This window comes from Stenotrophomonas sp. YJH_SMC_25 (genome assembly GCF_059369595.1).
Map to the genome: position 1 here is coordinate 14,937 of NZ_JCAFSV010000022.1, position 22,702 is coordinate 37,638.

Consider the following 22,702-nt stretch of genomic DNA (forward strand, 5'->3'; position numbering starts at 1 on the left):
TATCTGTCTGTTGCGTTGGTTCGAAGGTGGTGTCTGTTTTCTGGCGCATCGGTGGGCGGCGTCAGCTGATCGTTCCGACCAGCTTCAGGCGCTTGTCCTCCGGCACCTCGCTGTAGGCCAGGACCGACAACGACGGAACGCTGTGGCGGACCAGGCGCGCCAGCGCGGCGCGCACCGGGCCCGGTACCAGCACGACCGCCGGCTCGTTTCGCGCTTCCTGCTTGCTGACACATTCGGCCAGGCTCTGGTGCAGTCGCTCTGCGAGTCCGGGTTCCAGCGCGGCGCCGTTGCCCTGCGTGGACTCCTGCAAGACACGTTCCAATTGCGGGTTGAGGGTGAACACCGGCAGCTCCGCCGACATTCCGGCGATCTCCTGCACGATGAAGCGGCCCAGCGCGGTGCGCACGGCAGCGGTCAGCACCGCCGGGTCCTGGCTGCTGGGCGCGTGTTCGACCAGCGCCTCGGCGATCTTGCGCAGCTGGCGGATCGGGATGCGCTCCACCAGCAGGTTCTGCAGCACGCGCACCACTGCCGACAGCGGCAGCGCCTTCGGCGTCAGATCTTCGACGAGCTTGGGCGCGCTCTTGGCCAGGTTGGCCAGCAGATGCTGCACTTCCTCGTGGCCGAGCAGTTCCGGCGCATGTTCGCGGATCAGGTGCGAGAGGTGGGTGGCCACCACGGTGGCCGGGTCGACCACGGTGTAGCCCAGCGTTTCAGCCTGGGCACGCTGGTGCGGCTGGATCCAGGTGGCATCCAGGCCGAACGCGGGATCCTTGCCGGCAATGCCCTCCAGGGTGCCCAGCGCGCTGCCCGGGTCCAGCGCCAGTTCGCGGTCCGGGTGGATCTCGGCGGTGGCCACTGGCACGCCATGCACCAGCACGCGGTAGCCGTTGGCCGGCAGTTCCAGGTTGTCGCGGATGTGCACCGAGGGAATCAGGAAGCCGACGTCCTGGGTCAGCTTGCGGCGCACGCCCTTGATGCGCGCCATCAGTTCGCCGCCCTGGTTGCTGTCCACCAGCGGGATCAGCCGGTAGCCGACCTCAAGGCCCAGCGGATCGACCGGGCGCAGCTCGTCCCAGCTCAGTTCGGCGGTCGGCGCAGGTGCCGCCGGGCGGCCGAGTGCGTTGAGTGCGGCCGCGTCATTGCCGGCGGCTGCCGGGTCGGTGGCTGCGGCCTTGCCCTTGCGGTAGACCTTCCAGGCGATGAAGCCGAGGATAGCGGCCAGCGTCAGGAAAGCGACGTTGGGCATGCCCGGCACCAGGCCGACCACGCCGATGATGCCGGCGGTGATCGCCAGCGCGCGGTACTGGCCGAACACCTGGCCGGTCATCGCCTGGGCCATGTCCTGCGAGCGCGAGGCGCGGGTCACCAGCATCGCCACCGCGCTGGAGACCAGCAGGGCCGGCAGCTGCGCCACCAGGCCGTCACCGATGGACAGCAGGGTGTAGGTGGCAGCGGCTTCGCCGAACGGCATGCCATGCTGCAACACGCCCACGGCCAGGCCGCCGAGCATGTTGATGAACAGGATCAGGATGCCGGCGATGGCGTCACCGCGGATGAACTTGCTGGCGCCGTCCATCGCGCCGTAGAAGTCGGCTTCCTCGCGCACTTCCTCGCGGCGCAGCTTGGCTTCTTCACGCGTCAGCAAACCGGCGTTGAGGTCGGCGTCGATCGCCATCTGCTTGCCGGGCATCGCGTCCAGGATGAAGCGCGCGGTCACTTCCGAGACGCGGCCAGCGCCCTTGGTGATCACCACGAAGTTGATGATGGTCAGGATCGCGAACACCACGATGCCGACCGCGTAGTTGCCGCCGATCACGAATTCGCCGAAGGCGGCGATGACCTTGCCCGCGGCATCGTGGCCGTTCTGGCCGTTCAGCAGGATCACGCGGGTGGACGCCACGTTCAGCGCCAGCCGCAGCATGGTGGTGATCAGCAGCACGATCGGGAAGATGGTGAAGTCCAGCGGGCGCTTCACGTAGACCACCGCCAGCAGCACCATCAGCGAGATGGCGATGTTGAAGGTGAACAGCGCATCGAGCACCGGCGCGGCCAGCGGGACCACGACCATGGCCAGCAGGGCCAGCACGATCAGTGGCGCGCCAAGGCCCTGGCGGATCATTTCCAGGGCACGGCGGGTGTTGAATCCGGTGGAGGGCCGGGCGCTCACGGGCGGCCCCCCTTGCCGAATTCATCCACCTGGATGTGCGGGGCGTCCGGCATCGGGCCAGTGCGCCAGGCGCGCAGCTGGTAGACGTAGGACAGGACCTGGGCGACGGCCGAATACAGTCTCACGGGGATTTCCTTTCCGAGTTGCCCTTCCCGATACAAGGCGCGTGCCAAAGGCGGGGCGGAGACGATCGCGACCTTGTTGCCGTCGGCCACCTCACGGATGCGCAGGGCGGTTTCGTCCACGCCCAGGGCGACCACGGTGGGGGCGTTCATGGCGCCACCTTCGTACTTCAGGGCCACCGCGTAGTGGGTGGGGTTGACCACCACCACGTCGGCGGTGGGTACCGCTTCCATCATCCGGCGGTTGGCCATCTGCTGCTGCAGCTGGCGGATGCGGCCCTTCACCTCGGGGCTGCCCTCGCTCTCCTTCATTTCCCGGCGCAGCTCTTCACGGGTCATCTTCAGTTTGCGCATCCAGTTCCAGCGCTGGTACGGCGCATCGATGGCGGCCAGCACCAGCATCGCGCCGGCGGTGGCCAGCAGCAGGCGCAGGGTGAAGCCCAGGCCATCGGTGATGGCGGTCTCCAGCGGGTGGTGGATCAGCCCGCGCAGGGTGTCGAAGCCGGTCCAGACCACCAGTCCGGCGGCGACGCCGACGAAGGCCACGCGCAGCAGCGATTTGGTGAACTCGGCAATGGCCTCCGGGCCGTACAGGCGCTTGAGCCCGCTCATCGGGTTCATGCGGTTGATGTCGGGCAGCAACGCCTTCTGCGACCAGCGCAGGCCGCCCATCACCAACGGGGCGACGAAGCTGGCCAGCAGGCAGACCAGCACCAGCGGTGCGATCACCAGCATGAACTGCAGCAGCAGGTCGCCGAAGTGGCCGAACAGTTCCTTCGGGTTCTGTCGCAGGCTCTGTTCCGGGCTGAGCGCCTGCTTCATCCAGGCACTGGCGCCACGGCCGATCGAGCCGCTCATGGCCATCACCGCCAGCACGCCGGCGCCGAACACGGCGGCGGTGCCGAGTTCGCGCGAGCGCGGCAGGTTGCCTTGTTCACGGGCGTCGCGCAGGCGTTTTTCGGTAGGTTGTTCGGTCTTTTCGCCGGCGGATTCGTTCTCGGACATCACAGGCACTGCGGCAGGGGATGCCGGGGTGCGTGCAAGAAGTGTTCCGTGATGGGCCGTTGCCTATCCACGCATGGCGTGGCTCTACTGGGGGGTGTCGCTGGTGGGGTGCAGGGGAATCGTCAGAACACTGTCGCTGTGCCAATCCACCTGCAGCGGGGCGCCCGCATCGGCGGCCGATTCATCGCTGACATCGCGCCCGGTGCCGTGGTTCACCTGGTGCATCGCGTCCTTCAGCACATCCACCTTCACCAGCAGGCGGCTGCCTGCAGCCAGGCGGCGGGCGACCATGCGCGTGCGATCGAAGGGCAGGTGGGTCCATTGGCCGGGCTGCAGCAACTGGCGCGTGCTCGGGTCACGCACGTGGCTGGCCCGGCCCATGTAATAGGACAGCTGCATCCGGCGTCCATCGGCGAGCAGCTCGTACACGGTGACGGTGAAGTCGAAGTCGCGCTTGTTGATCCGTACCTTCAGGTCGCCGGAGAAGCTGCCCACCAGATCCATCGGACCGGCAAAGGGATCGGTGGCAAAGGACAGCGCGGTATCCCTTTCGTCCTGCGCCGCGATGATCGGGAACGGGTAGTAGCCATGCCGCATTTCGTTGCGGTCGCCCAGGTCCACGGTCTGCCCCAGCTGGCCCGGCGCTGGCGGCTGTTCCTGCAGGCGGTGGTAGCCATCGGCGGAAGCGGGTGCGGCCGACAGGTGGTAGCGGCGATGGGCACCTGCGGCGGCGTCCAGTGTTGCCGCATGCCCCCAGCGATTGGCGCCCATCAGCTGGTAGTTCACGCGGTCGGGCACCAGCGCCGGGCGAGGGGCGCCGCGCAGCACATGGTCCAGCCACTGGAAGGTCAGTGCGGGCGTGTCGAACTGCGCGACGGCGTCCAGGTCGTATCCACGCAGCTGCATCGGCTTGAGCGCCGACTGCGCACCGCGATGGTCATAGGGGCCGATCAGCAGGGAGTGATCGGCATCGGGGCGGTGCCGCAGGTGGTCCTTGAAGTACTGCAGTGCCGAGATCTGGCCGTCGTCGTAGTAGCCGGTGATGGTCAGCACCGGGATGCGGATATCGTTGAACTGATCGCCATAGGGGACCATCGCCTGCCAGTAGGCATCGTAGGACGGGTGATCGAGCCAGCGCTGCAGCCAGGGGTTGGGCGTGCCATCGACCTGGTCGATCTGCCGGTAAGGGCGGCCGGAGGCATACCAGCGGCGGGGCAGCTGTGACCAGCGTTCGTTCTGGTTGTAGGTGTCGTTGTCCAGCATCGGGCCATTGGCCACATAGAACGCCCAACCGTAGTTGGCACTCAGGAACACGTTGTTCTCCATCGGCAGGCCCTGGCCGGGGATGGCGGCAACGTAGGGCACGATGGTCTTCAATGCGGGATGGTGATGGCGCGCCGCCGCCCAGGCAGTAAAGCCCTCGTAGCTGCCGCCATACATGGCCACCCGGCCATCGCTCCATGGCTGGCGGCTGATCCAGTCGATGGCCGCGTTGGCGTCCGCGCCGTCATGCTCGTAGGGGGCAATGGTGCCGCTGCCCTGGCCCTTGCCGCGCGCATCGACCACGATGCCGGCGTAGCCATGCGCGGCCGCCAGCAGCATCTTCTGCCGGTTCTTGGGTGGATCGGTGTAGATGGTGAACAGCATGGCCGCAGGCAGGGGCGCCGATGCGGCGCGAGGGCGGGCCAGCTGCGCCGACAGCACGACGCCATCGCCAACGGGGATGCGCAATGCGTCGTCGATGGCGAAGCGGCGCTGCTCTTCCGCCGCGACCAGCGGAGGGGCCAGGGCAGCGGCCAGGGTCTGCGCACGCAGTACCGCCCGCAGGCGCAGCAGTTCCAGGGCGACAGCCTCGGCAATGGTCGTCGCCCCCGCCTGTGCCGCGACGGCCTGCTCCAGCTGGGCGCGCACCGGGGCTGGCTCAACCGAGAGTGCGGCACCGGCCTGCACCGCGGCAACGTCGTCGAGGGCGGCGAAGGTGGCGTGGAAGGCGCGCGCATACTCCGCTGCGTCCTGCTCGCCGGCGGTGACGAGCAGCAGCATCGGTACCCAGCGTTGCACTGCTGCGGTATCACCTTCGTCTGCAAGCGATGCGCGTGCCTGCTGGATCGATCGCCGCGCTTCGGCCGTCTGGCCCGCCGCCACCAACGCGTGGCCGCGCTGTACATCGGTCAGGCTGGGCGACTTCAGCACGCCCTTGCCAAGGGCCTGCAGGGCAGCGTCGACCTGGGCCGGGGAAGCATCGGCTGGCAATGACCACGGCAGATCAGCGGCGTTGGCGTGGCCAACAGCAAGGGCGAGCAACAGGCCAGCAAGGGGGGTGCGTAGGGCCACGGGCGCTTCCTTGGATGACGGTGGAACGGCGCATCCGCGCGTGGCGTGGATCTACCGAAGGCCAACCAATGGTAGCGCCGGGCCGTGCCCGGCGGGAGCCGAGCGCAGGCTCGGCGCTACCGGGGCGCGTTGTCGCTGGGCGGTGGGCTCTGCGCCAGTTCCACCCGCGGCCGGGGCAGGTCGTGCAGCTGCATGAAGCGCGCCGCATCGACCGGCCGTCCCAGCAGGTAGCCCTGCAGGTAGTCGCAGCCCAGGCGCTCCAGGTAGGCGCGCTGGGCGGCGGTCTCCACGCCCTCGGCGACGATGTCCATGTCCAGCGCATGGCCCAGCGCCACGATCGCCGAGACGATCACCACGTCCTCTGCACGGTGTTCCAGGTCGCGCACGAACGCATGGTCGATCTTGATCTCGGTGGCTGGCAGCCGCTTCAGGTACAGCAGGCTGGAATAGCCGGTGCCGAAGTCATCGATGGAGATGCCTACGCCCAGCGCCGACAGCGCCTGCAGCAGGCGCAGGCTGGTGTCGGTATCGCGCATCACCGTGCTTTCGGTGATTTCCAGCACCAGGTGGCGCGGGGCGATGTTGTGGCGTTCGATCACCGCGCGCACATCCTGCAGCAGGTGCGGCGAACTGAACTGCACCGGCGACAGGTTCACCGACATCGACCAGCCTTCGTGACCGGCATCGTGCCAGCGCCGCAGCTGCAGGCAGGCCTGGTCCAGCGCCCAGCGCCCGATCTCGTTGATCGCACCACTGCGCTCGGCCAGGCGGATGAACCGATCGGGCGGAATCAGGCCATGCTCCGGATGGTGCCAGCGGATCAACGCTTCGGCACCGGCCACCTTCTGCGTGGCCACGCGGATCTTGGGCTGGTAGTGCAGGAACAGCTGCTCGCTGCCGATGGCCCGGCGCAGGTCGGCCAGCAGCCGGAACTGTTGTTCGGCGCTGTCATTCATCCAGTCGGCGAACAGCACGAAGGCGTTGCGCCCGGATTCCTTGGCCTGGTACATCGCCGCGTCGGCAAAGGCCATCAGCTGCCGCTCGCTGGCGGCGTGATCCGGGCAGATCGCCACGCCGATGCTGGCGGTTACCTGCAGTTCGTTGTCCGGCAGCAACGGCCCACTGCCGACCGCCTGCAGGATGCGCCGGGCGAGGGTTGGCAGATCCTCATCGTGCTCGATGCGCACCACCAGCACGAACTCATCGCCGCCCAGGCGCGCCAGCATGTCATGCGGGCGCAGCAGCTGGCGGGTGCGCTCGGCCACCGCCACCAGCAATGCGTCACCCGCCTGATGGCCATAGGCATCGTTGACCTGCTTGAAGCCGTCCAGGTCCATGAACATCACCGCGAAGCGGCTGCCGCCCTGTTCGGCCTCGGCCAGTGCCTGCACGATGCGGCGCTGCAACAGCAGGCGGTTGGGCAGGCGGGTGAGCGGATCATGCAGTGCGGCCTGGGTCAGTTCCTGCTGCGCATCGGTCAACGAAGTGCTCAGCATGGAATTGCGCAGCCGCAGCAGCTGCGCCTCCACCCGCTGGTCCAGCCAGGACACCACCAGCACCACCGCGAGGATCGCGACCGTCAGCACCACTACCAGCATCGCCAGCCACTCGTTCTGCAGGCCATCGCCGACCGCCGCGCCGCAGATGCTGCCTTCCGGAAAGCGTGCGGCGGCCATGCCGGTGTAGTGCATGCCAACGATGGCCAGCCCGAGCAGGCCAGCGGCTGCCAGCCGGTCGCCGACACGGGTGCGCTGCGCGCGCAGGCGGAATGCCACATACAACGCAGTCCATGAGGCGGCGACCGCCACGATCAGCGAGAACAGCAGCCAGCCCGGGTCATAGTCGATGCCGGGTTGCATGCGCATCGCCGCCATGCCGACGTAGTGCATGCCGGCAATGCCGGTACCCATCAGCAATGCCCCGCCGGCCAGGCGTGGGTGCGGCAGGGTGCGCAGCGAAACCAGCCACAGCGCGAACACCGATGAGGCGATGGCCAGGGCCAGGGAGAGCAGGGTGATCGGCAGGTCGTAGCCGAGCGGAATGGGCAGGTCGAAGGCGAGCATGCCGATGAAGTGCATCGACCAGATGCCCAGGCCCATGGCGAAGCCACCACCGAGGCGCCACCACCAGGCCGCGCCCTTGCCGGGTGCGGTGACCGTGCGCCCGGCCATCGCCAGCGCGGTGTATGAAGCCATCACGGCAACCAGCAACGAGATCGCCACCAGCCACGGGTTGTACGTGCCTACCAGCATTCGTCAGTCTCCCGGACCTGCCTGTCGACGGAAACCACGGTGGGGCATGCATGAGGCGGGCCGACGCAGGGCGGCGGCCACGTGCGGCATCCCCCCGGTTGCCGCGCATTCACTCTAGCGCGCAGACCCGGGGGAAGGGCAAGCAGTAAAACGTGATGATCGGGTCAGTGTGTGACCGCGTCCGCAGCCTGGAAGGCGGCATCGAACAGGCGCTGTACCGGCGGGCCCATTTCCCCGGCCAGCAGGGCCAGCAGGAACAGGCCCAGCAGCAGTGAGACCGGCAGGCCCAGCTGGATCGGATTCAGTGCCGGGGCTGCACGCGCCAGCACGCCGAAGGCCAGGTTCACCGCCAGCATCGCCACGGTCAGTGGAATGGCCAGGGTCAGTGCGCCGCGCAGCACGGTCAGCAGGAAGGTCGGAGCGATGCTGAAGAAGGCGTGCGGGTCCGGCAGCGGCGCGCCGATCGGCAGCGCCCGGTAGCTGTCCACCACCAGCGAGATCAGCGCCAGATGGCCGTTGGCAGTGAAGAACAGCAGGCCGAACAGCAGGTAGAACCACTGCCCGATCACGCCGGAGGTGCCGCCACGAAGCGGGTCGCTCATCTGCGCAAAGGCTAGGCCGGTGCCCTGGGCGATCAGTTCGCCGGCCATCGCGCCGGCCTCGAACACCAGCCGCAGCAGGAAGCCGATGGACACGCCGATGGCCAGCTCGCGGGCGATGGTCAGTACGGTGGCAGCATCGAAGCCGGTCCAGTCCGGAACCGGCGGCAGCAGCGGTGCCAACGCGATGGCAAGGGTACCGGCCAGGATCACGCGGATCCGTGCCGGCACCGCGCGGGTGCCGACCATGGGCATGGCCATGGCCACCGCGCCGATGCGCAGCATGGTCCACAGCACGGTGCCGATCATGCCGAAGGCCTGCAGGCCGTCGGCAGCCATCTGGGTGGCGGCGTCCATCGAGGCGCGTGTCCTAGCCGATCAGGTGTGGAATGCGCTGGAACAGCAGCGTGGTGAATTCAACCAGGTGGCCGATCAGGAGGCTGCCGAGCGCGAACAGCACCGCGGTCAGTGCCGCCGCCTTGGCAACGAAGGCGATGGTCGGTTCGTTGAGCTGGGTCGCGGCCTGCACCACGCCCACCACAACGCCCACCACCAGCACGGTGAGCAGCAGCGGGCCGGCCACCCACAACACGGTGATCAGGCCGCCACGCAGTTCGGTCAAGGCAAGTTCGGGAGACATTCGGGGTCCATCTGCTTGTGTGGAGTCGAGCCGCGCTCGACTGTGCTTCTGTAGAGCCAGGCCATGCCCGACTGCCTCTCAATCACGCCGGATTGAAGCTCGCCGCCAACGTACCCACGGTCAGCACCCAGCCATCCACCAGCACGAACAGCAGGATCTTGAACGGTGCCGACACCAGCATCGGCGACAGCATCATCATGCCCATCGACATCAGCACGCTGGCCACGACCAGGTCGATGATCACGAACGGGATGAAGATCAGGAAGCCGATTTCGAAGGCGGTCTTCAGTTCGCTGGTGACGAACGATGCGACCAGTACCGGGAACGGGATCGCGTCGGGGCTGGCGTAGGTGCCGTGCCCGGCGATGCCGGCGAAGGTCATCAGGTCGGTCTCCCGGATCTGCGCCAGCATGAAGCCGCGCAACGGCGTGGTGGTCAGCGTCCAGGCGGTCTGGAAGTCGATCTCGCCATTGAGGTACGGCGCCATGCCGGTGCTCCAGGCCTTGTCCCAGGTCGGCATCATCACCATCGCGGTGAGGAACAGGGCCAGGCCCAGCAGCACCTGGTTGGACGGGGTCTGCCCGGTACCCAGCGCCTGGCGCAGCAGGCCCAGCACGATGATGATGCGGGTGAACGAGGTCAGCACCAGCAACATCGACGGGATCAGGGTGATCGCCGTCATCAGCAGCAGGGTCTGCAGCGGCAGGCTGACCGGCGCACCTCCGATCTTGCCGACGTTGATGTCCGGCAGTGGCGTGGTCGGTGCGCCGGGTGCAGCGAAGGCCAGTGCCGGCAACAGGCACAGGGCGAGCATCAGCAGCCACGGCATCAGGGTGGCAAGACGGGTACGGGCGACACGCATGTCAGGGGTCCTTGCGCAGCCGCTGCTGCAGCAGCTGGGCGAAATTCGGAAGATTCTTGAAGTCCGGCACGCGCACGGGCGCGGGCGGCGGCAGCGGTTCGGGCAGGGTGTGCAGGGTGTTGATGCCGCCGGCGGTGACGCCCAGCAGCAGCTGCTGGCCGTTGACCTCGACCACCACCACGCGCTCCTTGGCACCGACACTCAGGCTGGCCACCACCTTCATGCCTTCGGCCGGGCGGAAACCACTGCCGGGCAGGCGCTTGAGCAGCCAGCCGAGGCCGATGACCAGCGCCAGCACTGCCAGCAGCGCCAGCACCGCGCCGAACAGGCTCGGTGCGGCGGCTGCGTGCTGGCCGATCTGCGGTCCGGCCGGAGCGGCGGTCTTGCCGACCGCCAGCAGGGTGGAGGCCAGCAGGCTCAACGCAGTCTCCGGATCCGCTCGCTCGGGCTGACCACATCGGTCAGGCGCACGCCGAAGCGGTCATTGATCACCACCACTTCGCCATGGGCGATCAGGGTGCCGTTGACGAACACATCCAGCGACTCGCCGGCACCACGTTCCAGTTCCACCACCGAACCCTGGTTGAGCTGCAGCAGGTTGCGGATCGGCAGGCGCGCGCGACCGACTTCCAGCGACAGCGTCACCGGTACGTCGAGGATCACGTCCAGGTTCAGGTCCGGGCCGTTCGCCTCATCGGCCTGCAGGCTGCTGAACTGGGCCGGAGTGGGTTCGAGGGCGTCGATATCGTTCATTGCGGGTCTTCCTGGATGACGGGTACGCGCGGGCGGGTGCCCGGCGGATGGGTAGCGGTGATCTTCACGGCGTTCATGCCGTTGGCGATGCCGAACTCGCCGGTGAACACCGGGATGTTCTCCACGCACACCGGCACCTGCGGGCTCAGCTCGATCGGCAGGATGTCGCCGACCTTCAGCTGGGTCAGGTCACGCAGGGTCATGCGCTTGCTGGCCAGTACGCTGGACAGGGTGACTTCGGCGATGTTGAGCTGTTCACGCAGGGTCTTGCCCCAGCTCTCGTCGCGGTCGTTGCGGTCGCTCTGGATGCCTGCGTCGAGCAGCTCGCGGATCGGCTCCAGCATCGAATACGGCAGGGTGACGTGGATGTCGCCACCGCCGCCATCGAGTTCGACGTGCAGGCGGCACACCACGACGTATTCGCGTGGCGTCACGATGTTGGCGAAGTGCGGGTTGATCTCCGAGTTGATGTACTCGAAGTCGACGTCCATCACCGGTGCCCAGGCCTCGCGCAGGTCGGCGAAGGTCTGCTTCAGCAGCAGGTGGATCACCCGCATTTCGGTGGCGGTGAACTCGCGGCCTTCGATGCGGGTGGGGTAGCGCCCGTCGCCACCGAAGAAGTTGTCGACGATGGCGAACACCAGGGTCGGCTCGAACACGATCAGGCCGGTACCGCGCAGCGGTTTGAAGCGGATCAGGTTCAGGTTGGTCGGCACATACAGCGAGTGCATGTAGTCGTTGAACTTGATCAGCTCGATGCCGCGCACCGACAGCTCGGCCGAGCGGCGGATCAGGTTGAACAGGCCGATCCGCCACAGGCGCGCGAAACGCTCGTGGACCATTTCCAGGGTCGGCATGCGACCGCGGATGATGCGGTCCTGGCTGGCGAAGTCGTACGAGCGCGCTTCGCCTGACGGCGGTTCCGGATCGGTTTCGACCGCGCCACTGTCCACGCCGTGGAGCAGGGCATCGATCTCGTCCTGGGACAACAGATCATTCATCGGTGGGCCCTTACTGGGTCACGAAGCTGGTGAACAGCAGGTCGTCGGCACCATTGCTGCCGGTCTCGGCCTTGAGCACTTTCTGCACTTCGGCCAGCGACGCAGCCTGCAGCTTCTGCTTGCCGGCGACATCGGCGATCTGGTCCGGGCTGACCTGCGAAAACAGCATCAGCAGGCGTGCGCGGATGGCGGGTGCATGGGTCTTGATCGCTTCCAGCGCAGCCGGGTCACGGGTCATCAGCTGCACTTCCAGCTGCAGGTAGCGCGGACCGTCGACCGGGCCGTTGAGGTTGACCACGAAGGCCGGGTCCAGCGCGAAATACTGGGCCGGTGCCGGGGTCATGGTCTTCTTCGGGGCCTGCGCGGCCTTGTCTTCGTGCTTGGACTGGGTGAAGAACCAGACGCCGCCACCGGCGGCAGCGGCGGCCAGTACGGCCACCAGCGCGGTGATCAGGATCGGACTGCGCGGCTTGGCGGCCTTGTCCTTCTCGGCGGTCTTCTTGGTTTTGTCAGCGGCTGCGGCCACGGGGTGAAGCTCCTGAGGGTTGCTTCACCGGGATATGCAAGGGGTGTGCCGAAGGCGGGGCAGAGGGGTGCGACGGAATTCCGTCGGGGGGCGGTGGGGCCGTGCGGAGCAAGCTCCGCACCCACCAACGCGATACTGGCCGGTGCGGCTCTATTGCCCCGGTGCCCTGGTGGGTGCCGACCGCCCCGCTCTGGTGGGTGCCAACCGCACTGCCCTGGTGGGTGCCAACCTTGGTTGGCACGCCTGTCAGGCGTAGGCGTCCAGCAACCCGCGCTGGCGGATCAACTGTGCGGACGACACGTTGGTGTCGCCGGGCGACGGTTCTCCGTCACCGGCCGTCCCACCGTTGCCAGATGCTCCCGACGCATTGCCGTCGCCCCCCGGGGCCTGGTGGCCAACATCAGCGTGTGCCAGCTGGAAGCCCTGTTCGCCCAGCAGCTCGCGCAGGCGCGGCAGGCTGCTTTCCAGCGCCTGCCGCACGTCCACGTGCGGGCTGCTGAAGCTGGCGTGCACCTTGTCGCCGTTCAACTGCAGGCGCACGTCGACCGGGCCCATATCGTCCGGGCTCAGGCGGATATGGGCGTGGCCGATTTTCTGGTCGGCCAGCCAGCCCAGGCGTGCGCCGATGGCCTGGTCGAAGCCGTCGTCACCCAGCACGGGCTTCGGTGTGGGTTCGCCATTGAAGATCGCGTTGCCGGTGGCGAGCGCCGCCTTCAGGTCCTGTACGGCGGCCCCCGCCGGTGCATGCAGCAGTGGTGCACTGGCGCGGTCGCCGAGGACAGCCACGTCGCTGCCTTCGCCGCGCTCGCTGCGCTTGCCGGGCAGGATCATCTCCGGCAGTGGCAGCGCGGTGGCATCGTCCGCGCTGGTCGCCGCCGGTTTGCCGTCGGCCGTCGCTGCGGTGGCCGCTGCTGGCGCGGTTGCAGGCAGTGCCGGGTTCGCGGCAGGGGCAACGGGCAGTGCGCTGCCGTCGCTGGCCTGCGACGGTGCAGCGGTGGTCGGCAGGGCAGCGGCCGCATCCACGGGCGTCGGCATCGCCAGCACCAGGCCGGCCAGACCGAGCGGCGGCCAAGGGGCGTCTTCGGTCGCGGCGGGCTTGTCCTTGTCGGTAGCGGGTGCAGCCGGGGTCACGGCAACGGGCGGCAGCGGCGGCGCTTCAGCGGTTACCGCTTCGGCGTCGCTGCGTTCGCCTGGTGCCTGGCCACTGCTGTCAGTGGTCGACGGCTGGCTCGACGTGGATGGCGACGGCGTGGTGGCGCTGCCGGCAGGGGCGGGTGCAGAGGGCGCGCCGTCCTGCAGCAGCTGGCTGAAGTCCTTTCCGCCTTCGCTGCGCGGGGCGCGCGCCGCACTGTTGCTGGTGGCCGGCGTGGCAGGGTTGGCACTGCCGGCGAGTGGGGAGGGCATCACGAGCGACCTCCCTGCTCGGTGCCGTCCTGGTCTTCGGCCTGGACCAGGCGCGCGCGGCGCGCACCGATATCGTCCATCTCGCGCTGGTCGCGGCGGTCGGTCACCACTTTTTCCTGCGCGCGGTAGCTCGCGGCCAGCTGTTCCAGCACGGCCTTGTCACGGCTGGCCAGGATCAGCCGGGCGCGCTCGGCTTCCACCTTTTCGCGGTTGCCATTGACCGTGGCCTGCTGCTGTTCGACGGCACTGTCCAACCGGTCGAGGAAAGCGCGTCGGTTGAGCAGCTGCGCCGGGCTGGTGGCGGCCATCTGAGCGTTGGCGTACTCCTCGGCGTAGCGGCGCAGTTCGTCCAGTCGCGATAGATGGGTATCGAGCACGCGCTGGCGTTCGGCCAGGTCGCGGGCGACCGCGTCCTCGTGTTCCTGGGCCCGCTTGAGCAGGGGATCAATGCGCTTGGACTGGTTCATGGCTTAACTCTCTTGTTCCACCAGGCGCTGCAGCGCCGCCTGGCTGTGCGGGAGATCTGCGGCCTTGGCAACGTCCTGGCCGAGGAACTCCATGATTTCCGGCCAGCGTTCCAGGGCTTCGTCGGTGGCCGCGTCGTTGCCGCGCTGGTAGGCACCGATGGCGATCAGGTCACGGTTGGCCGAGTAGGCCGAGACCAGTCGCTTCAATTTGCGGATGCGCAGGCGCCACGGCTCGTCGGCGATTTCCGTGACCACACGGCTGACCGACGATTCAACGTCGATGGCCGGGTACAGGCCGCTGTCGGCCACGCGCCGCGAGAGCAGGATGTGGCCGTCGAGGATCGCGCGCGCCGCATCGGCGATCGGGTCCTGCGGATCATCGCCTTCGGTCAGCACCGTGTAGAACGCAGTGATCGAGCCACGGCCCTTGGCGCCATTGCCGGCGCGTTCGACCAGTGCCGGCAGCTTGGCGAACACCGACGGCGGGTAGCCGCGGGTGGTCGGCGGCTCGCCCACCGACAGGCCGATCTCGCGCTGTGCCTGGGCGAAGCGGGTCAGCGAGTCCATCAGCAGCAGCACGTTCAGTCCCTGGTCGCGGAACCATTCGGCGATGGCGGTAGCGCGGTAGGCACCGTGCAGGCGCGCCAGCGGCGGCCGGTCGGCGGGACTGGCCACCACCACGGCGCGGCGGAGGCCTTCCTCGCCCAGCGTGGTCTCGACGAAATCGCGCACTTCGCGGCCACGTTCACCGATCAGGCCGACCACGATCACGTCGGCGGCGGTGTAGCGGGTCATCATGCCCAGCAGCGTCGACTTGCCGACGCCGGAGCCGGCGAACAGGCCGACACGCTGGCCGCGGCCGATCGGCAGCAGCGCGTTGATCGCGCGCACGCCCACGTCCAGCGGCTGGGTGATCGGTTCACGCGCCAGTGGATTGATCGACACGCCGGCCATGCCGACATGGCCTTCGGCGCGGATCGGACCCTTGCCGTCCAGCGGCACGCCATCGCTGTCGATGACGCGGCCAAGCAGACCTTCGCCCACTTCCACGCCACCGCGGCGCGCCGACGGCACCACGCGGGCGTTGGGCAACAGGCCATGCAGCTCGGCACTGGGCATCAGGTAAGTGCGCTCGCCGGCGAAGCCGACCACTTCGGCATCGACCCAGCCGCCGTCGACCACTTCCACCTTGCAGCTGGCCCCCAGCGGCGCCTCGCAGCCGACAGCTTCCAGGGTCAGTCCGACCGCGCGGCGCAGCACGCCTTCGCGGATCAGGCCACGGCCATGGGCGGTATCCACGCGCAGTCCATCGAGGCGACGGGCCAGGCGCAGGTTGCGGGCCATGGCCCAGTCGGCCGGTGGCGGCGTCGGCTGCGGATCGGGGTTCATGCATTGGCTCCGGTCTGGCGGATCACCGCGTCCAGCGCGCCGCGCAGGCGGGCTTCCAGGGTGCCGTCGATGCGCACGGCTTCGGCGTGCACGCGTAGATCGCCGCGGCTGAGGCTGGTGTCTGGCACCAGGCGCTGTTGTGGCGGCAGGCTCAACAGCGGGGCGAGGGCGGCGATGTCATCCGGATGCAGTCGCACTTCTACCTCGCGGGTGCTGCCACCCACCGCGTCGATGGCCTCACCGACCAGCTGTGCCAGCAGTGCCGGGTCAGCTTCATAGGCGCGGCCGACCAGCGCACCGGCGATGCGTACCGCCAGCTCACCGAGTGCGCCGACCACTTCGTTCTCCAGCCGCACCAGGGGGCGGCTGAAGTTGTCGAGGATGCCTTCGATCTGCGCGGCGAGGCGACGCACTTCGGCCTGACCCTGGCCGTAACCTTCAGCATGGCCGTGCTGGAAGCCTTCCTTCTCGGCGCTGTCCTGGATGGCCTGGATCTCCTCCAGGGTCGGCAGCTGCAGCGGCGGCTCCGGCTCGTGTTCCGGGTCCGGCTCGGTGAGTTCGAACGCATCCTCCTGCTCCAGCACCGGTTCAGGCTGGGCCAGCAGGTCCGGGGCAAGCCAGCGCACGACGTTGCTCACAGCATGGCCTCCGCGCTGCCACCGATCGTGACGGTGCCCTCATCGGCCATGCGCTTGACGATGGCCAGGATCTCGCGCTGCGCGCCTTCCACGTCGGACAGGCGCACCGGGCCACGAGCTTCCATGTCTTCCAGCAGGATTTCGGCCGCGCGCTGCGACATGTTGCGGGTGATCTTGTCGCGCACCTTGATGTCGGCACCGCGCAGGGCCAGGCCCAGGCGCTCGCCGCTCACTTCGCGCAGCACCAGCTGCATTTCGCGGTCATCCAGGTCGACCAGATCGTCGAACACGAACATCAGGTCCTGGATGCGGTTGCTCAACGGCGCATCGATGCGGGCGATTTCTCCCAGGATCGCCTGGTCCTGGCCGCTGTCCATGAAGTTCAGGATGTTGGCCGCGCACTGCACGCCGCCGATGTTGGACGATTTCAGGTTCTGGTTGCCGGCGAACTGGCGCTCCATGATCTCGTTGAGTTCATTGAGTGCGTTAGGCGGAATGCCGTCGAGGGTGGCGATGCGCAGCAGCACGTCCACGCGGGTACGGTCCGGCAGCAGTTTCAGCGCGTCGGCGGCCTGGTCGGTTTCCAGGTGCGCCATCACGATGGCGATGATCTGCGGGTGCTCGTTGCGCACCAGGTCGGCCACCGCACGCGGGTCCATCCACTTCAGCGCGTCCAGGCCGGTGGTGTTGCGGCCGAGCAGGATGCGGTCGATCAGGTTGCCGGCCTTCTCGCTGCCCAGCGCCTGCACCAGCATGTTGCGGATGTAGTCGTCCGAGCCCACGCCCAGCGAGGTCTTCGAGCCCAGCTCCTGGCCGAACTGGTCCATCACCCGTTCCACCTGCTCGCGGGTGATGTCGGTCATGGTGGCCATGGCGATGCCGATCTTCTGCACCTCCTTGGGTTCCATGTGGCGCAGCACTTCGGCCGCATCCAGCTCACCCAGGGACAGCAGCAGCACGGCCGCGCGCTGTACGCCGGTCAGTTGTGCCTCAGTCATTGGCCACCCAGCCCTTGACCACCTGGGCCACGCGCTTGGAGTCGGTCTTCACGGCTTCACGCGCCATCCGCAGTCGTTCCTCATAAGAATCCACCGGCAGGGCCAGTGCGTCTGGTCCGGCCAGGCTGGTCCGGTCGGCGCCCAGCGCCGGCAGCGGCATGCCATCGTCATCGACCAGCTGCACATCCGCGGTATGCGGTTCCAGTGCCGGTTCGTCGTTCTTCTTGTTCTGGCCGGTGATCGCACGCAGTGCCGGGCGCAGCACGCCGAACAGCAGCGCCAGCACCACCACCGCGCCGAGCAGCATGCGGCCGGCATCGTGCACCCACGGCAGTTCCCACCAGGCCGGCCCTTCGACCGGCGTGGTATCCCGCACGAACGGGGCATTCATCACCGACACGGTATCGCCACGCTCGGCGTTGAAGCCGACGGCCTGCTTGACCAGCGCTTCGACGCGGGTCAGTTCGGCGGCCGACAGCGGCTGCGGGCTCATCTTGCCGTTGGCGCCGGCGCGCGGCACGTTGTCCACCAGCACCGCCACCGAGACGCGCTTGATGCGGCCTGCCGGCTGGCGGGTGTGCTGCAGGGTGCGGTCCAGCTCGTAGTTGCGGGTGGCGTTCTTGCTGCTTTCGGTCGGGGTCTGCGCGGTGGCCGGTGCAGCCTGCTGGCCCGGCGGGCTGTTGCTGGTCGCACCCGGCACACCCTGCGGGCCAGGGGTGCTGGTGGTGTTCTCGCTCATCTGCTCGCTGCGCAGCTTCTGCGGCTCACCGTTGTACAGCTCGCGGGCCTCCTCGGTCACCGAGAAATCCATGTCCACGCTCACTTCCGGGTTGACGCGGCCAGGGCCGGTCATCGGTTCCAGCAGCTCGCGGATACGCTGGTTGAACGAGGTTTCCTGGCGGCGCACCTGCTCGAACTGGGCAGCGTTGACCGCCGCTTCGCTGTTCGGGTCGGTGATGCTGAGCATGCGCCCACTCTGGTCGACCACGGTCACCCGCTCCGGCGCGAGATCCGGGATGCTGGCCGCAACCATGTGCACGATGGCATCCACCTGGCTGCGTTCCAGCTGCTGGCCACCACGCAGTTCCAGGGTGACCGAGGCACTGGCTACGTCGCGCTGGCGGGTGAAGGCGCTGGGCTTGGGAATAGCCAGGTGCACGCGCGAATCGCGCACCGGGCGCAGCGTGTTGATGGTGCGCGACAGTTCGGTTTCCAGCGCGTGCTGATAGCGCGCGCTTTCGACGAACTGGCTCACACCGAAGCCCGGGTCGCGTTCCATCAGCTCGAAGCCGAGCTTGCCACTGTCGGTCAGGCCGGAACCGGCCAGCTTCAGGCGGGCGTCGTGCAGGTTCTTTTCCGGCACGGTGATGCCACCGGTGGCCGGGTCGAGCGCGAACGGAATCTGCGCGGCGCGCAGCAGGTCGGTGGCTTCAGCGGTGGCCTTCTGGTCCAGGCCGGTGTACAGCGGGACCATGCCCGGCTTCTGCGACCAGAAGAACACGGACAGGCCTGCCGCCACCGCCACCGCGATCATCGCCATCAGGCCCAGCCGACGGGTGATCTGCAGGCTCTGCAGGCGGTCGAACCATTGCCCGGCCTTTTCGGCGTTCAGGCTGTCCTTGGAGAGCGTCAGTGCCATGCGTCTCTATTCCTTACAGCGGCATGTTCATCACGTCCTGGTAAGCCTGGACGAGACGGTTGCGGACTTCCACGGTGGCGCGGAAGGCGATCTGGGACTGCTGCGAGGCGACCATCACCTTGGCGAGGTCGGCGCTGGGGTCGCCCATTTCGAAGGCCTTGGCGAGGGCGCCGGATTTCTGTTGCGCATCGTTGACGCCGGCAATCGCACCACGCAGGGTTTCGGTGAAGCTGGCCGGCTGGGCCTGCGGTGCATCCAGCACCGTGCCCGGCAGGGCGTTGCTGCGAGGCGTTTCGCCCAGCGGGTTGAGCGCCGGCTGTCCCATCTGGGTCTGATAGGAGCGGATCTGCGAAAGGATCGAAGTGACGGAGTGGGACATCTGCAACGGTTCCAGAAACAGGGATGGGGTTGTCTGCTGTAGCCAGTGCAAGTGCCGTGCCGAAACCGGTTTTCGATTCAGTGAAGTGAGGAGGTTGGATGTGCGTGCGGGGTTGCACCCCGCTCCCCGCGGTAGTGCCGGCCGCTGGCCGGCAACCTCAGCGGCAACGGCCGAAGCAACAGCAAAAGCGGGGCTACTGATGGTTGGCGGGCTGGGTCCGGTTACGGGGGACGCCGTAAATCCGTCCATGGAGGCTCGGTCGCGCCATCCATGGCGCTCACGCCCCCGCAACCGGACCCACCCCGCCTTCGACAGGTGGCCGCGATCTGTTGGAACCTGCGTCTGATGGTGCTTCTGATGGTGCTTCTGATGATGGTGGGTGCCGACCGTTGGTCGGCACGGGGTCGGATCCCGTTGCAACGCAACGGGCTCTGACTCCGGTCGTGGCGCCATTTAACCGGCGTCGGTTTTCTGGCCTACGGCTGCAGGGGCCAGCGGCCGGAATTCTGGCGCTGGAGCGGGGCAATGGGTCCGTCGTGCTGGGTGTAGATGAAGCGGCCCTGGTGGTCGCTCTGGCAGGTCAGCAGCAGGGTGTAGTGGGCGGGACCGGCCGGGTAGGCCTCGGTCATCTGGATTTCCGCGATATGCGGGGCCAGGCGTTGATAGCGGTAGCTACCGTCGATGCGGAGGTCGGTGCCGAGGATGTCCAACACGTACTGGTTGTTGTCAAAGCTGACCTGCACCATGCGCCCGGCGTTGGGGTTGTCCGGTGCGTACAGCGGGTCGCTGAGGTTGGTGAACTGGCGTTGGTCCAGAGCGGTCGGCAGGGAGCAGTTGGCGGCAGTGGCCAGGACCGGGAAGAGCAGGGCGGCTAGCAGGGTGGTGCGGTGCATGGTGGGAGCTCCTTGGGGTGTCCCTGCAATGCACCGCACTGCGGCTGCGTTGTCTCTAGGAAAACGTGCAAATGAAACGGAGTCAGCTGACCACGGTGGCCTCATCTTCGTTCCGGAATTGCGCTCCCGGCTAACCGTCGACATTGGCGTTTGAGGTGCGCTCCTTCACTTCCTGGAGCCACGCTTCGAAAAAGTCACTCGGTAGGAGATCCTCGGTATTGGTGAAATGAAGGTCATGGCTGAACTTGAGGCTTAGCTTTCCAGTAACGGCGTCGAAGTGCGCCTTTAGCTGGGTAGGAGGCTCCCGATTGTGACCTTCATGAAGCTCAATCAAGCGGTCAAAGTCGTCCAGAAGAAGGTTCAGCAAGGCGAACCCACGGTCATCTGATACATCAAACTGCTGCCCATCCCGGGCGACGGGAGAGTCGTTCAACTCGTGAATCCTGTAGATGCCACTACCTATTTCATAGAAGACGTCTGCAGAGGAAGTACCAGCTTCCGCTGCGCCGTACAGGTACACACCATCCACGCGATTCTCTCCCGTACTCCAGACAAACGCTGAGCATGGATTCCAGTATTTCCTGCATGGAGCCTTCAAAGGTCTCGCTCATGACATTCCTCGGTGGCAATCGCAACCCTTGAGGCTATTGCGTCCCGGAGCGAAGCGCATCGGGAATAGTTGCAAATCCCAGAAACACCAACGCCCGGGCAAGCCCAGGCGTTCGTGCCCCCTTCATGCTGGTAGCGCGCGTCAGCCGGCCAGTTCGGCCTGCTCGCGCTCGATGCCGTACTTGCGCAGCTTTTCCACCAGGGTGGTGCGGCGCAGGCCGAGCAGCTGGGCGGCGTGGGCGACCACGCCCTGGGTGCGTTCCAGTGCTTCGTTGATCAGGCCCAGTTCGATGTTGGCCATGTGGTTGCGCAGGTCCATGCCTTCGTCGGGCAGGGCGGCCGGTGCCGCCGGGCGATTGACGGCGATGCCGTGCTCCAGCGCCGGCTGGTTGCCGCTGCCGGGCGTGTGGAACGAGAAGCTGCGCAGGTCCAGTCGCTCTTCGTTGGTGGCGGGCTGTGCCGGCGCCGGCGTAGCGACGGCGGCCAGCGCGGCATCGCCACGGTAGCGGGCCGGCAGGTCCTGTACGCGCACCGATCCACCCGGATGCAGCACGGCCAGGCGCTCGACCAGGTTGGTCAGCTCGCGCACGTTGCCCGGCCACTCGTAGCCGGCCAGTGCCTGCAGGGCTTCCGGGGTGAAGCGCACTTCGCCACGACCGGTTCGTGCCAGCTGTGCGGCGATGGTTTCCACCAGCGCCGGCAGGTCTTCGCGGCGCTCGCGCAGGGCGGGCACGTCGATCGGGAACACGTTGAGGCGGTAGAACAGATCCTCGCGGAACTTGCCTTCGGCGATGCGGGTTTCCAGGTCGCGATGGGTCGCGGCCACGACGCGAACATTGCAGCGGATGGTCTGGTTGCCACCGACGCGCTCGAAGCTGCGTTCCTGCAGCACGCGCAGCAGCTTCACCTGCATCGGCAGGCTCATGTCGCCAATTTCGTCCAGCAGCAGGGTGCCGCCTTCGGCCATCTCGAAGCGGCCCTTGCGCGCGGTCAATGCGCCGGTGAAGGCACCCTTTTCGTGACCGAACAGTTCGCTTTCCAGCAGGTCGGCCGGAATGGCGCCGCAGTTGATCGCCACGAACGGGCCATCACGGCGCGGCGAGCGCTGGTGGATGGCGCGCGACACCACTTCCTTGCCGGTGCCGGATTCGCCCAGCACCAGCACGGTGGTGTCGAACGCGGCGACCTGCTCGATCATGGTGCGCAGCGCGGTGACCGCCGGGCCGTTGCCGGTCGGTCCCTGCTCCTGCGCCGCACCGGCCTGGTGCTCGGCATCCAGGCGCTTGAGGCTGGCGCGGCGCAGCAGGGCTTCCATCTGCGCGTGGCGCAGCGGCGTCTCCAGCGGCCAGATGTTGGCTTCGTGCAGGCCGTGCTGCTGCGCGAAGGCTGCGGCATCACCGTCGGCCAGCAGTACCGGCGGTGGCAGGCTGCTGCCGCCCAGCCAGTTGTAGAGTGCGGTGCTGGCGGCGTTGTCGTCTAGGCTGCCGACGATCACTGCCATCCAATCGTTCTGGCGCTGCCGGCCCAGATCGAAGTCGGCCGCGTCGGAGACCCAGCGCGGGTTGAAGTCCATGAACTCCAGCAGGGCAACGGTGCGCTCTGCACGCACGGCGTCGTTGTCCAGCACAAGGATGCGCGATTCGCTCACGACTGTTCCTCCCTGAGGCCTTCCAGGATCGGCATGACTTCCTGGATGTAGGACAGCTTGCTGACGAAATTGTCGGCACCGGCACGCAGCGCGTGCTCGCGGTGCTCGGCGTCGTCGAAGTGGCTGGCGATCACGATGTACGGTGCGTCGTCCTGCGACTTGATCAGGCGGGTGGCCTGCAGGCCGCCCATCTCAGGCATTGCCAGATCCATCAATACGACCTGCGGGCGCAACGTTTCCGAACGCTCGATCGCTTCCAGGCCGTTGCCGGCGCTGCCGACGATCTGCAGCCAGTCGATCTTGCGGAAGTGGCGCATTGCCGCGTTGATGAAGCCCTCGTGGTCATCGACCAGCAGGACGGTAAGCTTGTTCAT

General features: G+C 67.4%; 22 protein-coding genes. All 22 read right to left on the reverse strand.

Going from position 1 to position 22,702, the window contains the following annotated elements; all coding sequences use genetic code 11:
- Positions 1 to 61: 61 nt before the first annotated feature.
- The gene (gene flhA, locus AC5P7E_RS20010; protein WP_169449112.1) at positions 62 to 2,122 is read right to left on the reverse strand and encodes a flagellar biosynthesis protein FlhA; all 2,061 of its coding nucleotides are present in this window, start codon (positions 2,120 to 2,122) and stop codon (positions 62 to 64) included.
- Between the two features lie 44 nt (positions 2,123 to 2,166).
- Positions 2,167 to 3,297: a flagellar biosynthesis protein FlhB gene (gene flhB / locus AC5P7E_RS20015; RefSeq protein ID WP_049404619.1), complete on the reverse strand. Its 1,131-nt coding sequence runs from the start codon at positions 3,295 to 3,297 to the stop codon at positions 2,167 to 2,169.
- 84 nt (positions 3,298 to 3,381) lie between these two features.
- Positions 3,382 to 5,631, reverse strand: coding sequence for a CocE/NonD family hydrolase (locus tag AC5P7E_RS20020; RefSeq protein WP_114618426.1), 2,250 nt, complete (start codon positions 5,629 to 5,631; stop codon positions 3,382 to 3,384).
- Positions 5,632 to 5,747: 116 nt separating this feature from the next.
- A complete protein-coding gene (locus AC5P7E_RS20025) occupies positions 5,748 to 7,883 on the reverse strand; it encodes an EAL domain-containing protein (RefSeq protein ID WP_197651512.1) in 2,136 nt (711 codons plus the stop codon).
- Between the two features lie 164 nt (positions 7,884 to 8,047).
- Entirely contained in the window at positions 8,048 to 8,839 is a 792-nt protein-coding gene (gene fliR / locus AC5P7E_RS20030) for a flagellar biosynthetic protein FliR (RefSeq protein WP_005409539.1), read from the reverse strand.
- Positions 8,840 to 8,852: 13 nt separating this feature from the next.
- A complete protein-coding gene (locus AC5P7E_RS20035; protein ID WP_005413254.1) occupies positions 8,853 to 9,122 on the reverse strand; it encodes a flagellar biosynthetic protein FliQ in 270 nt (89 codons plus the stop codon).
- Between the two features lie 82 nt (positions 9,123 to 9,204).
- On the reverse strand, positions 9,205 to 9,984 hold the full coding sequence (fliP, locus tag AC5P7E_RS20040) for a flagellar type III secretion system pore protein FliP (protein ID WP_049404621.1): 780 nt from the start codon (positions 9,982 to 9,984) through the stop codon (positions 9,205 to 9,207).
- Between the two features lies 1 nt (position 9,985).
- On the reverse strand, positions 9,986 to 10,405 hold the full coding sequence (gene fliO, locus AC5P7E_RS20045) for a flagellar biosynthetic protein FliO (RefSeq protein WP_005409542.1): 420 nt from the start codon (positions 10,403 to 10,405) through the stop codon (positions 9,986 to 9,988).
- Positions 10,402 to 10,737, reverse strand: coding sequence for a flagellar motor switch protein FliN (gene fliN, locus AC5P7E_RS20050; protein WP_005409543.1), 336 nt, complete (start codon positions 10,735 to 10,737; stop codon positions 10,402 to 10,404). Before fliN ends, fliO begins: the two co-directional genes overlap by 4 nt.
- Positions 10,734 to 11,738 carry a flagellar motor switch protein FliM gene (gene fliM, locus AC5P7E_RS20055; RefSeq protein ID WP_005409544.1) on the reverse strand — a complete coding sequence of 335 codons (1,005 nt, stop codon included), beginning with the start codon at positions 11,736 to 11,738 and terminating at the stop codon, positions 10,734 to 10,736. Before fliM ends, fliN begins: the two co-directional genes overlap by 4 nt.
- A gap of 10 nt (positions 11,739 to 11,748) precedes the next feature.
- Positions 11,749 to 12,264 (reverse strand): flagellar basal body-associated FliL family protein, encoded by a 516-nt coding sequence (locus AC5P7E_RS20060; RefSeq protein ID WP_099498300.1) that lies wholly within the window; start codon positions 12,262 to 12,264, stop codon positions 11,749 to 11,751.
- Positions 12,265 to 12,510: 246 nt separating this feature from the next.
- Entirely contained in the window at positions 12,511 to 13,668 is a 1,158-nt protein-coding gene (locus tag AC5P7E_RS20065) for a flagellar hook-length control protein FliK (RefSeq protein WP_099561932.1), read from the reverse strand.
- Positions 13,668 to 14,135 (reverse strand): flagellar export protein FliJ, encoded by a 468-nt coding sequence (fliJ, locus tag AC5P7E_RS20070; RefSeq protein ID WP_005413256.1) that lies wholly within the window; start codon positions 14,133 to 14,135, stop codon positions 13,668 to 13,670. Before fliJ ends, AC5P7E_RS20065 begins: the two co-directional genes overlap by 1 nt.
- A gap of 3 nt (positions 14,136 to 14,138) precedes the next feature.
- Positions 14,139 to 15,524 carry a FliI/YscN family ATPase gene (locus tag AC5P7E_RS20075; protein ID WP_005413257.1) on the reverse strand — a complete coding sequence of 462 codons (1,386 nt, stop codon included), beginning with the start codon at positions 15,522 to 15,524 and terminating at the stop codon, positions 14,139 to 14,141.
- A complete protein-coding gene (locus tag AC5P7E_RS20080; RefSeq protein ID WP_005409549.1) occupies positions 15,521 to 16,162 on the reverse strand; it encodes a FliH/SctL family protein in 642 nt (213 codons plus the stop codon). The genes AC5P7E_RS20075 and AC5P7E_RS20080 overlap by 4 nt, the downstream gene beginning before the upstream one ends.
- On the reverse strand, positions 16,159 to 17,145 hold the full coding sequence (gene fliG, locus AC5P7E_RS20085) for a flagellar motor switch protein FliG (RefSeq protein WP_024958226.1): 987 nt from the start codon (positions 17,143 to 17,145) through the stop codon (positions 16,159 to 16,161). The genes AC5P7E_RS20080 and fliG overlap by 4 nt, the downstream gene beginning before the upstream one ends.
- A gap of 7 nt (positions 17,146 to 17,152) precedes the next feature.
- Positions 17,153 to 18,799 (reverse strand): flagellar basal-body MS-ring/collar protein FliF, encoded by a 1,647-nt coding sequence (gene fliF / locus AC5P7E_RS20090; RefSeq protein ID WP_005409551.1) that lies wholly within the window; start codon positions 18,797 to 18,799, stop codon positions 17,153 to 17,155.
- 13 nt (positions 18,800 to 18,812) lie between these two features.
- Entirely contained in the window at positions 18,813 to 19,178 is a 366-nt protein-coding gene (fliE, locus tag AC5P7E_RS20095; RefSeq protein ID WP_005409552.1) for a flagellar hook-basal body complex protein FliE, read from the reverse strand.
- A gap of 476 nt (positions 19,179 to 19,654) precedes the next feature.
- Complete coding sequence (locus tag AC5P7E_RS20100; RefSeq protein ID WP_495222864.1) at positions 19,655 to 20,071, reverse strand: hypothetical protein; 417 nt, start codon at positions 20,069 to 20,071, stop codon at positions 19,655 to 19,657.
- Between the two features lie 130 nt (positions 20,072 to 20,201).
- Positions 20,202 to 20,600, reverse strand: a complete 399-nt coding sequence (locus AC5P7E_RS20105; RefSeq protein ID WP_231347465.1) for a hypothetical protein — start codon at positions 20,598 to 20,600, stop codon at positions 20,202 to 20,204.
- A gap of 222 nt (positions 20,601 to 20,822) precedes the next feature.
- Positions 20,823 to 22,328 carry a sigma-54 dependent transcriptional regulator gene (locus AC5P7E_RS20110; protein WP_114618424.1) on the reverse strand — a complete coding sequence of 502 codons (1,506 nt, stop codon included), beginning with the start codon at positions 22,326 to 22,328 and terminating at the stop codon, positions 20,823 to 20,825.
- Entirely contained in the window at positions 22,325 to 22,702 is a 378-nt protein-coding gene (locus tag AC5P7E_RS20115; RefSeq protein ID WP_005409556.1) for a response regulator, read from the reverse strand. The genes AC5P7E_RS20110 and AC5P7E_RS20115 overlap by 4 nt, the downstream gene beginning before the upstream one ends.